Raw genomic sequence first — 12,743 nt, forward strand, 5'->3', positions numbered from 1 at the left:
CCCCGCCGAACCGAGGAGCGCCGTGCCCGCCGCCCGGCCCGAGACCGCCGCCCCCGTCGCGGTCCCCGCCCCCGCACCCGCCGCAGCCGCCGGCCCGATACGCCCGCTCCCCAGGACGGACCTGCTGCTCCTCGCCGTCTCCGTCGCGGGCATCTCGCTCTCCGCCCCGCTGATCAGCGCCACCGCCGCGCCCGCCCTGGCCATCGCCTTCTGGCGCAACCTCATGTCGGTCGGCGTGCTCGGCCCCTACGCCCTGCTGCGCCACCGCGCCGAACTGCGCGCCGTCCCCCGCCGGGCGCTGCTGCTGGCCATGGCGGCCGGCGTGCTGCTCGCCGCCCACTTCGCGCTCTGGATGCCCAGCCTGCGGATGACCTCGGTGGCCTCCGCGACGGCCCTGGTCACCACCACCCCGCTGTGGACCATCGTGCTGATGCGGCTGCTCGGGGTGCGGGCGCCCCGGATGGTCTGGCTCGGCACGGCGGTGGCCTTCGCCGGCGTCCTGGTGCTCACCGGCGTGGACCTCTCGCTCTCACCGCGCGCCCTGGCCGGCGACGCCCTCGCGCTCGCCGCGGGCCTCGCCGCGGCCGGCTACCTGCTGCTCGGCGCCGAGGTCCGGCGCACCGTCAGCACCACCGCGTACACGCTCGTCTGCTACGCCGCCACGGCGGTCGTGCTGCTGGCGATCTGCCTGGTGGCCGGGACGCCGCTGTCCGGCTGGCCCGCCGGGGCCTGGTGGCAGATCGTGCTGCTGATGGTCACCGCCCAGCTGCTCGGCCACTCGCTCAGCAACCGGGTGGTGCGCACCCTCGGCCCCTCGGTCACCTCGACCGCGATCCTGCTGGAGACCCCGGGCGCCGCGCTGATCGCCGCGCTCTGGCTCGGCCAGTGGCCCCCGGCCGCCGCCTACCCGGCGGTGCTGCTGATCCTGGCCGGCCTGGTCCTGGTGGCCCGCGCCGACCGGCGCCGGACGGCCGGTGGCCGGAACACCTAGAGCCAGCCGTTGCGGCGGAAGCCCCGGTACATCCCGACGCAGATCAGGACCACGCTGCCGAGCACCACCGGATAGCCGTACTTGTACTGGAGCTCGGGCATGTACTCGAAGTTCATCCCGTACACGCCGGTGATCATGGTCGGCACGGCGAAGATCGCCGCCCACGCGGTGATCTTGCGCATGTCCTCGTTCTGCGCCACCGACACCTGCGCCAGATTGGCCTGGAGCAGCGAGTTCAGCAGCTCGTCGAAGCCGTGCACCTGCTCGGTGACCCGGGCCAGGTGGTCGGCGACGTCCCGGAAGTACTTCTGGATCTCCGGGTCGACCAGCCGCTGCAGCGGCTCCGACAGCTGCTGCATCGGCCGCAGCAGCGGCGCCACCGCCCGCTTGAACTCCAGGACCTCGCGCTTGAGCTGGTACACCCGCCCGACGTCGGCGCCCCGGCCGCCGCGGTTGGAGAACACCTCGAACTCGATCTCGTCCACGTCGGTCTGCAACTGGTCCGCGACCAGCAGGTAGTTGTCCACCACGTGGTCGGCGATCGCGTGCAGCACCGCCGACGGGCCCTTGCCGAGCAGCCCGGTGCCGTCCGCGTCGGTCTCCAGCCGGTGCCGCAGCTCCTGCAGCGAGCTGTGCCCGCCGTGCCGCACGGTGATCACGAAGTCCCGCCCGGCGAACACCATCAGCTCGCCGGTCTCGACCACCTCGCTGGTCGGGGTGAGCTGGTCGTGGTCGACGTACCGGATCGTCCGGAAGACGGCGAACAGCACGTCGTCGTAGCGCTCGACCTTGGGCCGCTGGTGCGCGTGCACCGCGTCCTCGACCGCCAGCGGGTGCAGCCCGAACCGCTGCGCGATGCCCTCGAACTCCGCCTCGGTCGGCTCGTGCAGCCCGATCCAGCTGAACGAGCCCTCGCCGTCCGGAAGTTGCTTCGAGGCCTTGACCAGCCGGGCCGCCTCGCGCGGGCTGCAGGTCTCGCCCTGGCGCTTCCCGTGCTGGTAGACCGCGCAGTCGACGACCGCCGACGGCGTCTGGCCCGGGTGGATGGAGTCGAACAGGGCCGCGGCGGAACGGCGGCGGTTGGTGCGGACGGCTGCGCGCAGGCTGCTGATCATCGACATGGCAGGCTCCCTTGGGCAGGAACCGACGCACGGTGACGCGGCAACGGGCGGCCGCGGTGCGACGGCGGAGGAACACCGATGGACTCCGGCGCCTGCGGCCGCCCCTGAGTGCCTTGCCGGGGCACGGGGAACGGAACGACCGGACGTCGGTGGGGTGCTCTCCCGGCCGGACCGGAGTTCCGCCGCGCGTCGGCACGGGAGGCTGGGGTCCGCGGTGCTGGGGGGAGGCCCGGCGGCTGCCGGGGCTCTCAGGCCCGCTGTTTCAGCCCGCGTTCCGAGGGGTACGGGGAAGGCGATCGGGCCGGGTAGAGCTGCCGGTACTGCATGGTCGGCTGGTATCCACCGCAACCACCTCCTTCGCGCCGCTGCCCCGAGGACGGAATCCCCGGTAGCCAGTCGCTCACACTAACATCCGATCCGCCTTTACCGCGCCCGCGTTCACGTAAAGGCCGTGCCAACACCCCGCGGTCCGCGGGTTACGCTCACCGGCATGGCCCACGACTTCCCGCTCTTCGGCGACCCCTCCGGTGGCAGCCCGCACGGCCCCTCCCGCACCGCGGTGCTGGCCGCCGTCGAGGCCCGGCTGCTCACCGTCTTCGGCGAGCCGAACGGCCGTGCCGCCGTCACCTTCCTCGGCGCCGACCGCATCGAGGTGCTGCGCTTCGGCCCGGACGCCGAGGGCCTGGTGCGCTACGCGACGCTCGGGATGTCCGCCGCGCCGATGGCCGACCCGACCGCGGCGGTCGTCGACCAGGTCCGCGGGCCGCGCGCCGAGCTGGTCCTGACGATCCGCGGCGGGCGCCACGGCGTGCTCCGCGCGCTCGCCACCTTCGCCGCGACGCCCCAGGTGGAGGGCCTGGTGGTGGCCCCCGGCGGCTCGCTGGACCTCGGCGCCCCGCTCTGGGACGGCGCGCCGTTCACCTCCGTCCTGGCGGCCGAACCCGGCGGCCTGGTGGAGGACCTGGAGCTGGACGGGCCGGCCGACCCGGTGCGCTTCCTGCCGCTGCTGCCGATGACGCCCAACGAGGCGGGCTGGAAGCGGGTGCACGGCGCGGCGGCGCTGCAGGAGCGCTGGCTCCAGCACGGCACCGACCTGCGCGACCCGGAGCGCCGGGGCGTGCGGCTGGACTGACCCGGCGTCACGACGCCGGGAGGGCGGGGGCGCTCAGCCGCCGATCGGCTTGGCGCCGGTCGCCTGCTCCACGATCGCCTCGTAGACGGCCGGGTCGGTGGTGAACTCGCCGAGGCGGACGGTCTTGCGGCTGCCGTGGTAGTCGCTGGACCCGGTGGTCAGCAGCCCCAACTCGGCTGCCAGGCCCCGCAGATGATCCCGGGTCGGCTCGTCGTGGTCGATGTGGTCGACCTCCAGCGCGGCCAGTCCGGCCGCCGCGAGGCCGGCGATGACCTCGTCGGAGACGGTCCGCCCGCGCTTGACCGCTCCCGGGTGGGCGAAGACCGGCACCCCGCCGGCCGCCCGGACCAGCCGGACCGCCGTCACCGGGTCGGTCTCGTGCTTGCGGACGTCCGCCCGGCCGCCGTTGGCGAGCCAGTCCGCGGTGAACGCGTCCGACACCGTGGCCACCACGCCCGCCTCCACCAGCGCGCTGGCGATGTGCGGACGGCCCACCGAACCTTCCCCGGCGATCCGTTGCACCTGCTCCCAGCTGATGTCCGCGCCCAGCTCCCGGCAGCGCTCGACGATCGCCCGCCCGCGCCGGAACCGGTCGGTGCGCACCAGCTCGCGCTCCGCCGCGAAGTCGGGCTCGGCCGGGTCGAAGAGGTAGGCGAGCAGGTGCATCGAGATGCCGTCCACCACGCAGGACAGCTCCGCGCCGGGCACCAGCGTCAGCCGGGTGCCGGTGGGCAGCGCGTGCACCGCGTCGGCCGCCTCGGCATGGCCCGCCACCGTGTCGTGGTCGGTCAGCGCCACCACGTCCAGCCCGGCCCCGACGGCCGCCGCGACCAGTTCGGCCGGGCTGTCCGTGCCGTCGGAGGCGTTGCTGTGGGCGTGGAGGTCGATGCGCACGGGTGGTGGCTCCCTCGGTCGGCGCGGGCGGCGCTGTCGCCGGCACGGCCTGCCGGCGGGGTGACGCCCAGGATAGTGCGACCGCGGCGGGGGGCCGCTCAGCCGAGCAGTTGGGGCGACAGGGCCCCGCAGGGCAGCAGGTCCAGCTCCGCGCCGGCATCCCGCAGATCGGTCAGCACCAGCTCGTCGTACATCACCAGGGCCGACTGCTCCGGCCAGGCCACCGCCCAGAGCCAGAGGCCGCGGGCCTCGCCGACGAACACCGCCCGGTCCGCCGGGGCGTCCGGTACGTGGAACATCGGCGTCGGCCGGCCGGCCGCCATCAGCTTGGCGTCGGCGGGCTTGTAGAGGCCGACCGAGTCACCCGGGTCCGGGCCGGACAGCCCCGCGTACCGGGCGCCGAGCCCCACCCCCAACTCCTCGGCGACCAGCACCAGTTCGCCGAAACCGCCCAGCGGGGCCGGTCCGGAGCAGGCGACGGCGGTGGCCCGGGCCCCCGAGACGTCGTCGCCGACGTGCGCGATCCCGGTGTACAGCCAGCCGACCGGCAGCGGCCAGGGCAGCCAGACGGGGACCTGGGAGCGGGCGACGGCGACGCCGAGCGCCTCCACGCTCGGGGGCAGCACCGGCTGCATCGGGTGCACGGCGCCGTGCCGGTCGCACTGCCACGTGTCTGAGAACAGACCGGGGGCGCGGACCCGACCGGCGCACCTCGGGCAGCTTGGCTCGCCCCTCATAGCCGTCAACGCTCCTCCCTCCGGACCGCCGCGTCAAGGACGGTCACCCGTACGGAGGGCGGCTCGGCGGCACCTGTCGGCGGCGGGTGCCCGCGCGGCGCGGGGTGGGCGCGTGCGGGCGGCTCCTGTTGGGAAATGTCCAGTGCGGAGCGGCGGCAAACGTCGGCCGCGTGCGCCGGGGTGCGCCCTCCGGACGGCGCCCGGCGCGTCGTACCGGGTTGACGTGCGCGGGGGTGCGCGGCGGCGCCGCCGTGGCCCGGAAAACACTGACGCCCCGTTGTCGCTGCTGCGATGACGGGGCGTCAGTCGGGTATCGGAACGTCCGGGTCGGACGGGCCGGGCTCGTCGGCGGCCGGGGAGTGTTCGGGCTCCCGGGGGCCGCGCCCGGTCAGACGGTCGGGCACGGACGGATGAGCAGGCGTTCGCCGGTGCGGGCGGCGGCCTGGACGAGCTCGCGGACGGTCTCGGCGTCGGCGATGAGGCGGTCGGTGGCGGTGCCGTGGGCGTCGTCCAGTCGGAGGATCTCGAAACGCATGGGCCTGTCCTTTTCTGACCCCGTCGGGCGGGGCGGTCGTGGCTGAGTCGGTATCAGCCTGTTCGGGGTCCGTCGGGTCGGTTCGTCGGCCGACCGCTGTCGCGACAAAGAGGGCTCCCCCCTGCTCGCCAAAGGCGCGCGGTCCCTCGTGAACCACGCTGCGGTGGCGCTGCTACCGGGTCGTTGCCCGTCCGTGAAGTCCTGGTTTCGGATGGATCGCGTCGACGGAACGCCGACGGCACTGTCGACGATGTTTCCAGGACCGAATCAAATATTACCGCAACTAACGAATTTTGTCGCCCCTCTTGTACCAGGGACCTCCGGGAACCGTCGAGGTGGGGCCCCGGGGCCGGCCCGAAGGGGCCCGGGGGTCAGCCCCAGAGGGCCAGCAGGGCCTCGGCGGTGGCGGCCGGCCGCTCGGCGTTCGGGGAGTGCCCGGCGTCCGCGACCACGACCCGGCGGGCGCCCAGCCGCCGTGCCATCGCGGTCTGCTCCGGCACCGGCCAGGCGTAGTCCCGCACGCCGGAGAGCACCAGGGCGGGCAGGCCGGCGGCGACCACGGCGGCCAGCTCCTCCACCCGGTCCGGCGCGGCGACCAGGTGGCCGCCGGTGGTGATCAGCGCCTGCGGTACGTTCGCCAGCCAGCGGCGGTGCAGGAAGGCGGCCACCTCGGGGGACGGGCGGCGGGCGCGGTCCCCGCCGCCCTCCTCCATGTCCTGCATCAGCCGCCAGATCTCCTCCAGGCCCATCGTGGGCAGGGCGCCGATCAGCAGCCGGGTCCGCTCCGCCTCGGCCGGGTCGATCGCCCCGGGGCCGGTGGACATCAGCGTCAGCGAGGCCCACGGCAGTGCCTCGCCGCCTGCCGAGGCTTGCGCCGGAACAGCCTGCGCCAGAACGGCCTCGCGGACCACCTGGCCGCCGAAGGAGTGGCCCAGCAGGTGCAGCGGCCCGGCGCCGTCCTCGGCCAGCAGCGCGGCGGTGAGCGCCCGCACGTCCGAGCCCAGCGCGGCCGGCTCGTAGGCGGCCGGGTCGTCCGGCCCGCCCGTCTCGTACTGCCCGCGCTGGTCGATGGCGGTCACCCGGTAGCCGGCCGCGGCGAGCGGCTCCAGCAGCGCGATGAAGTCCTCCTTGCTGCCGGTGAACCCGGGCACCAGCAGCGCCGAGCCGCGCACGGCCCCGGCGGGCTCGGCCCGCAGCGCCGCGAACTCCCCGCGCGCCGTCACCACCCTCCGGGCACGCGCACAGGACGGGAGGGCGAGGAACGGCGGCGTGCTCATGAACGGACCTCCGGCGACCGGGGCGAACTGGCAGGTAACCCCGAGCCTAGATCTTCCCCGGGAACGCCGAAGGGGCGGCCCGGGGGTCCGGGCCGCCCCTTCGGGGATGCGGGTCAGCTCTCCGGGGTCGCCTCGGGGGCGGCCGCCGGGCGGCGGGTCCGGGTGCGGGTGCGCTTCGGCTTCTCGGCGGCCGGGGCGTCGGCGGCCGGGGCCTCGACGACGGCCTCGGCAGGGGCGGCGGCCACGGTCTCGGCCGGAGCCTCGGCCTTCGCCCGCGAGCGGGTGCGGGTGCGCTTCGGCTTCTCGGCGGCCGGGGTCCCGGTCGCGGCCTCGGCGGGGGCGGCCTCCACGACGGCGGCCTCCGCGACGGTGGTGGCGGCCTCGGCCGCGGTGCCCTCGCCCGACGCCGAACCGCGCGAGCGGCGACGGCGGCGGCGCGGCGCCGCCCCCTCGCCCTCGGCGCCCTCGACGGCGGCCGGAGCCTGCGGCGCGCCGGGCGCGACAGGTGCGTCGGGCGCCCCGTCCACGACGGCCGCGACCTCGTCCACCGCGCTGCCCCGGCGGGTGCGCCGACGCTCGCGGGGCTGGCGGGCCGGCTTCTCCTCGGCGGCGGCCGGCTCGGTGGCGGCCCGGCCGGAGCCGCTCCGCCCGCCCCGTCCGCGCCCACCGGAACGCGAACCGCGCCCGCCGGTCTCGCCGAGGTCCTCGACCTCCTCCGCGCCGAGCCCGGCCCGGGTCCGCTCCGAGCGCGGCAGGATGCCCTTCGTCCCCGGCGCGATCTTCAGCAGCTCGTACAGGTGCGGCGAGGTGGAGTAGGTCTCCTCCGGCTCGTTGAACGGCAGGTCCAGCGCCTTGTTGATCAGCTGCCAGCGCGGGATGTCGTCCCAGTCGACCAGGGTGACGGCGGTGCCCGAGGCGCCGGCCCGGCCGGTGCGGCCGATCCGGTGCAGGTAGGTCTTCTCGTCGTCCGTGCACTGGTAGTTGATCACGTGCGTGACGCCCTCGACGTCGATGCCGCGGGCCGCGACGTCGGTGCAGACCAGCACGTCGACCTTGCCGTTGCGGAACGCCCGCAGCGCCTGCTCGCGGGCGCCCTGCCCGAGGTCGCCGTGCACGGCGCCGGCCGCGAAGCCGCGCTGGGTCAGCTGGTCGGCGACGTCGGCGGCGGTCCGCTTGGTGCGGCAGAAGATCATCGCCAGCCCGCGGCCGTCGGCCTGCAGGATGCGCGAGACCATCTCCACCTTGTCCAGCGAGTGCGCGCGGAAGATGTGCTGCTCGATGTTGGCGACGGTGGTGCCGGTGTCGTCCGGCGCGGCGGCGCGGATGTGCGTCGGCTGGCTCATGTACCGGCGGGCGAGGTTGATGACCTGGCCCGGCATGGTCGCCGAGAACAGCAGGGTCTGCCGCTTGGCGGGCAGCATGGTGATGATCTTCTCGACGTCCGGCAGGAAGCCGAGGTCGAGCATCTCGTCGGCCTCGTCCAGGACCAGCGCGCGGACCTTGGAGAGGTTCAGCTTCTTCTGGCCGGCCAGGTCGAGCAGGCGGCCGGGGGTGCCGACGACGATGTCGACGCCCTTCTTCAGCGCCTCGACCTGCGGCTCGTAGGCACGGCCGCCGTAGACGGCGAGCACGCGGACGTCACGGACCTTGCCGGCGGTCTGCAGGTCGTTGGTGACCTGGGTGCACAGCTCGCGGGTCGGTACGACGATCAGCGCCTGCGGGCAGTCGGAGAGCTGCTCCTCCTGCGCGCGGCCGGCGTCGACGTCGGCCCGCACGACGACCCGCTCGATCAGCGGGAGGCCGAAGCCGAGGGTCTTGCCGGTGCCGGTCTTGGCCTGGCCGATGACGTCGTGGCCGGTCAGCGCGACCGGCAGGGTCATCTCCTGGATCGGGAAGGGGTGGACGATGCCGACGGACTCGAGGGCCTCGGCGGTCTCCGGGAGGATTCCCAGGTCCCGGAAAGTGGTCTTCGTGGGTTCAGCGGTGGTGGACAGGGTGCTGCCTCTTCCGTGTGGAGGGGCCGAGAGCGAGCGGCGGGCGGGCAGCCGCGCGGCTGCGTACGGGCCTGGACGGCCCCGAATACAGCTGCGCGGACGCACAACCGCGCCGGTCCCTGCGGCCGGCCGGTGCGCGCGGCCCGGTCAAGGGGGCGCGTCGCCGGCGGCGTCGGGGAGGATTCCCGTGAGGGACCTGCGCGGGACCTGCGCCGACTGGCGCGGTCTCGGCGGCCCTCGCTCGGCCACATGCGGTGCCAAGGCTTGAGGTCCAAACCCTGGTCGGAGCCGATCGGCTCTCCGACCGGGCATCCGCGTACGTTGAGAACCCGGCTTCCGCGCGGCGCGTCCGAGGGGACGGAGCCGCTGCGGGGCGGGCTTGCCCGGGACACCGAGACGGCGGTGACACCGTGCGAGCACGACGGGCCTCCGTACCACCATACAGTCACCCGACGACTCGAACACGTGACGCGGGCGACATCGCAGGTCGGAGCGGTGGAAGGGGTGCCCGGGGACGGAGCGGCACTAAGGTGGCGGGTCATGGAGAACCGTGGTGAGACGCAGGACGACGTGGCGGCCGGCTCGATCGGCGACTGGGCGGCCTGCTCGGCCGACCCCGGGTACCGGGCCGCCGTACTGGACCTGCTCGGCGCCCTCGCGTACGGCGAGCTGAGCGCCTTCGAGCGGCTCGCCGAGGACGCCAAGCTCGCGCCCGACCTGGCGGACAAGGCGGCGCTGGCCCGGATGGCCTCCGCCGAGTTCCAGCACTACCAGCGGCTGCACGACCGGCTCGCCGAGATCGGCGCCGACCCGCAGGAGGCGATGCGGCCGTTCGTCGAGCCGCTGGAGCTCTTCCACCGGATGACCGCGCCCTCGGACTGGCTGGAGGGCCTGGTCAAGGCCTACGTCGGTGACGCCATCGCGACCGACTTCTACCGCGAGGTGGCCGTCCGGCTCGACGACGACACGCGGGACCTCGTCCTCGGCGTCATGTCCGACACCGGGCACGCGCAGTTCGCCGTCGACAAGGTCCGCCAGGCCATCGAGGCCGACCCGCGGGCCGGCGGCCGGCTCGCCCTGTGGGGCCGGCGGCTGATGGGCGAGGCGCTCAGCCAGGCGCAGCGGGTGGTCGCCGAGCGCGACGCCCTCTCCAACCTGCTGGTCGGCGGCGTCCGGGTGCAGGGCTTCGACCTGGTCGAGGTCGGCAAGATGTTCAACCGGATCACCGAGGCGCACACGCGCCGGATGGCGGCGCTCGGCCTGGCGTCCTGACCCGGCGGCCGACGCGGACGGACGGCGCGTGCGGGGCGGCTCAGGCGTGCCGGTGGCGCCGGTGCGCGCCCGCCCGGTGCGGGCGTTGCTGCGGCCGGTGCCGGTGGGCCGGTGCCCGTCCGGCGGCCAGGTCGGGCCGGGCCAGCACCGAGGTGAGCAGCGCCGAGGCGAGGGCCGAGACCGCGATGCTCGCCGCCGGGTAGCGGCCGTCCAGGGTGAAGTGCGCGATCACCCCGGTGAGCAGCGCCGAACCCAGGGCCGTGCCCAGCGTCAGTGGCCGCCCGGCGCGGAAGTACGCGGGCCACGACAGCAGCGCGGCGGCGCCGACGACCACGCCGACGAGGGCGAAGGCGAACGTCTCGACCAACAAGGATGCCTCCCCGGGGGACGGGCGTCCGGCGCGCGGCCGGCCGTACTGTCGCCGTACCCCGGTCGCACCACCCGTACACCCGGCCCGGCCGGTGCGGAAACGACGGTGCCCCGCTCCCTCACGGCGGAGGGAGCGGGGCACCGGCCGAGGCCCGTGGCTCAGAGCGTGCCGAAGCCGACCTTGCGCGCGGCCGGCTCGCCGATCTCCACGTACGCCAGGCGGTCGGCCGGGACGATGATGCGACGGCCGTGCTCGTCACTCAGGGAGAACACCTTCTCGGTGCCCTCCAGCGCCTTCGCGACCGCGCTCTGGACCTCATCGGCAGTCTGCGAGCTCTCGATCACGATCTCGCGCGGCGCGTTCTGCACGCCGATCTTGACCTCCACGGCTTCCGTCCCTCCGGGGTTGCAGTCATCCACGCGCGGTACCGCACCGCCTGGGACAAGCGGTCGCGGCGACCGCGCCGTACGGCTTCACCATAGAGCACCGGATCGGCGCCCCGACGACGGTCGGTGGATCACCGGTCCGCCGCGGGGCCCTCCGGGGCGTCGCCGTTCGGGTGCATCGGGAAGCCCTTCAGCCCGCGCCAGGCCAGGCTGGCGACCAGCCGCACGGCCTCGTCGCGCGGGATCTCCAGGCCCTGCGACAGCCAGTAGCGGGCGGTGATCTGGGCCAGTCCGCAGACGCCCGCGGCCAGCAGCTTGGACTCCGCCTCCGGCAGGTCGGTGTCCTCCTGGATCACCTTGCTGACCAGCGTCGCGCTGGCCTCGGCGGCCCGCTCGACCCGCTCGCGCACGGCCGGCTCGTTGGTCAGGTCCGACTCGAAGACCAGCCGGAACGCGCCCGACTCGCTGGAGACGTAGTTGAAGTACGCCTCCATCGTCGCGGCGACCCGCAGCTTGTTGTCGGTGGTCGTCTCCAGGGCCTCCCGGGTCGAGTCGACCAGGGCGTCGCAGTGCTTGTCCAGCAGCGCCAGGTAGAGCTCCAGCTTCCCGGGGAAGTGCTGGTACAGGACCGGCTTGCTCACCCCGGCACGGTCGGCGATGTCGTCCATGGCGGCCGCGTGGTAACCCTGCGCGACGAACACCTCCTGGGCGGCACCGAGCAGTTGTTCACGGCGGGCGCTTCGCGGCAGGCGGGCACCGCGCGGGCGCTCCTGCGCCTCCTGGATGGCCGTCACGGCGCTCCTCACTTCACGGGTCGTACGGGGTCGGCAAGATGACCGATTCTACTTTCGGGTAACCGCGTTCGCGCTTGCCAGGCACGAGAAAAGCGGCGATCCCCCTTGTCAGGAGCCCACAATACGGCGCCCACCACGGCCGTCGGCAGTGCCGAGGGGCCCTGAACGGGGAACTCCGGGGCCCCGGGCGGCCCGGGGGCCGCGGCGGCACCGGCTCACTACCATCGTCCCTCATGGACAGCGCTGAGCAGCAGATACTCCCGGCACCGGCCGCCCTGGCGCCGCTGCGCACCGTCGAGGTGCCCGGCGCCACCCTGGCCGTGCACCGGCCCGCCGGGGACCCCGCCCCGGACGGCGGGCGGGCGCCGGCGCTGTTCGTGCACGGGCTCGGCGGCTCGGCCGCCAACTGGACGGAGCTGATGGCCCGGCTCGCCGGACAGCTCGACGCCGAGGCCGTCGACCTCCCCGGCTTCGGCGACTCCGCCCCGCCCGCCGACGGCAACCTCGGCCTCTCCGGGCACGTGCGCGCCGTCATCGGCTACCTGGAGGCCACCGGCCGCGGCCCCGTCCACCTCTTCGGCAACTCGCTCGGCGGCGCGGTCGCCGTCCGGCTCGCCGCCCTGCGCCCCGACCTCGTCCGCAGCCTCACCCTCGTCTCGCCGGCCCTGCCCGAGCTGCCCCCGCAGCGCACCGCCTGGTCCACCGGGCTGCTCGCCGTCCCCGGCCTGCCCGCGCTGCTGCGCCGGCTGCCCGCCGGTCGGCGCGGCCCCGAGGAGGCCACCGACGACCTGCTCCGGCTCGTCCACGGCGACCCCGATGGGGTCTCCGCGGCCGCCCGCGCCGAGGCCGTCGCCCAGTACCGGCGGCGCGTCGAGCTGCCCCACGCGCTGCCGGCACTGGTCGGCTCGGTGCGCGGCATCGTCTCCGCCTATACCGAGCGCGGCGACCAGGCGCTGTGGCGGCAGGCGACCCGGGTCGAGGCCCCGGTCCTGCTGGTCTACGGGCTGCGCGACAAGCTCGTCTCCTACCGCTCCGCCCGCCGGGCCTGCGCGGCCTTCGCGGACTCCCGGCTGCTGGTGCTCCCGGAGTCCGGGCACGTCGCCATGATCGAGCACCCCGACGCGGTCGCCCGCGCCGTGCGCGAACTGCTCCGGGCCTGACGCCCGCTCCCGGCGGAACCGCTGCGCCCGACCGTGGGGCCCGACCGTGGGGCCCGACGGCGGGGCCCGACGGACACCCC

The 12,743-nt window shown here is 75.0% G+C and carries 12 protein-coding genes and 1 pseudogene; 4 read left to right on the forward strand and 9 right to left on the reverse strand.

From position 1 onward, the window contains the following. Positions 1-97: 97 nt before the first annotated feature. Positions 98-991 carry a DMT family transporter gene (locus ABZW10_RS13665; RefSeq protein WP_355364029.1) on the forward strand — a complete coding sequence of 298 codons (894 nt, stop codon included), beginning with the start codon at positions 98-100 and terminating at the stop codon, positions 989-991. Here the strand turns inward: ABZW10_RS13665 and corA are convergent. Then, positions 988-2,112 carry a magnesium/cobalt transporter CorA gene (corA, locus tag ABZW10_RS13670; RefSeq protein WP_355363701.1) on the reverse strand — a complete coding sequence of 375 codons (1,125 nt, stop codon included), beginning with the start codon at positions 2,110-2,112 and terminating at the stop codon, positions 988-990. The genes ABZW10_RS13665 and corA overlap by 4 nt on opposite strands. 490 nt (positions 2,113-2,602) lie before the next feature. On the opposite strand from corA, the gene ABZW10_RS13675 reads away from it, so the two are divergent. Next, a complete protein-coding gene (locus ABZW10_RS13675) occupies positions 2,603-3,244 on the forward strand; it encodes a suppressor of fused domain protein (RefSeq protein WP_355363703.1) in 642 nt (213 codons plus the stop codon). A 33-nt stretch (positions 3,245-3,277) separates the two neighbouring features. On the opposite strand, the gene ABZW10_RS13680 is transcribed toward ABZW10_RS13675, so the two are convergent. The 5 genes and pseudogenes from ABZW10_RS13680 to ABZW10_RS13700 all read right to left on the reverse strand — a co-directional run. Further along, entirely contained in the window at positions 3,278-4,138 is an 861-nt protein-coding gene (locus ABZW10_RS13680; RefSeq protein ID WP_355363705.1) for a PHP domain-containing protein, read from the reverse strand. Between the two features lie 98 nt (positions 4,139-4,236). Then, the gene (locus ABZW10_RS13685) at positions 4,237-4,875 is read right to left on the reverse strand and encodes a DUF6758 family protein (RefSeq protein ID WP_355363707.1); all 639 of its coding nucleotides are present in this window, start codon (positions 4,873-4,875) and stop codon (positions 4,237-4,239) included. Between the two features lie 388 nt (positions 4,876-5,263). Then, entirely contained in the window at positions 5,264-5,410 is a 147-nt protein-coding gene (locus ABZW10_RS13690; RefSeq protein WP_350563393.1) for a hypothetical protein, read from the reverse strand. 371 nt (positions 5,411-5,781) lie between these two features. Beyond that, positions 5,782-6,687, reverse strand: a complete 906-nt coding sequence (locus ABZW10_RS13695; protein ID WP_355363709.1) for an alpha/beta fold hydrolase — start codon at positions 6,685-6,687, stop codon at positions 5,782-5,784. A 164-nt stretch (positions 6,688-6,851) separates the two neighbouring features. After that, positions 6,852-8,681: pseudogene (locus tag ABZW10_RS13700) on the reverse strand (DEAD/DEAH box helicase); the annotation flags it as partial. 540 nt (positions 8,682-9,221) lie between these two features. On the opposite strand from ABZW10_RS13700, the gene ABZW10_RS13705 reads away from it, so the two are divergent. Beyond that, a complete protein-coding gene (locus ABZW10_RS13705; RefSeq protein ID WP_350546751.1) occupies positions 9,222-9,953 on the forward strand; it encodes a ferritin-like fold-containing protein in 732 nt (243 codons plus the stop codon). 40 nt (positions 9,954-9,993) lie between these two features. Here ABZW10_RS13705 and ABZW10_RS13710 read toward each other — a convergent pair whose 3' ends face one another. From ABZW10_RS13710 to ABZW10_RS13720, 3 genes are all read right to left on the reverse strand, one after another. Then, positions 9,994-10,323, reverse strand: a complete 330-nt coding sequence (locus ABZW10_RS13710) for a hypothetical protein (protein WP_355363712.1) — start codon at positions 10,321-10,323, stop codon at positions 9,994-9,996. A gap of 158 nt (positions 10,324-10,481) precedes the next feature. Further along, entirely contained in the window at positions 10,482-10,709 is a 228-nt protein-coding gene (locus ABZW10_RS13715) for a DUF3107 domain-containing protein (RefSeq protein ID WP_355363714.1), read from the reverse strand. A gap of 131 nt (positions 10,710-10,840) precedes the next feature. Then, positions 10,841-11,503 (reverse strand): TetR/AcrR family transcriptional regulator, encoded by a 663-nt coding sequence (locus ABZW10_RS13720; RefSeq protein WP_355363716.1) that lies wholly within the window; start codon positions 11,501-11,503, stop codon positions 10,841-10,843. A gap of 233 nt (positions 11,504-11,736) precedes the next feature. On the opposite strand from ABZW10_RS13720, the gene ABZW10_RS13725 reads away from it, so the two are divergent. Next, positions 11,737-12,663, forward strand: a complete 927-nt coding sequence (locus ABZW10_RS13725; protein ID WP_355363718.1) for an alpha/beta hydrolase — start codon at positions 11,737-11,739, stop codon at positions 12,661-12,663. Positions 12,664-12,743: the final 80 nt, after the last annotated feature.

This window comes from Kitasatospora sp. NPDC004723, assembly GCF_040609255.1.
In the GTDB taxonomy this organism is placed as follows: domain Bacteria; phylum Actinomycetota; class Actinomycetes; order Streptomycetales; family Streptomycetaceae; genus Kitasatospora.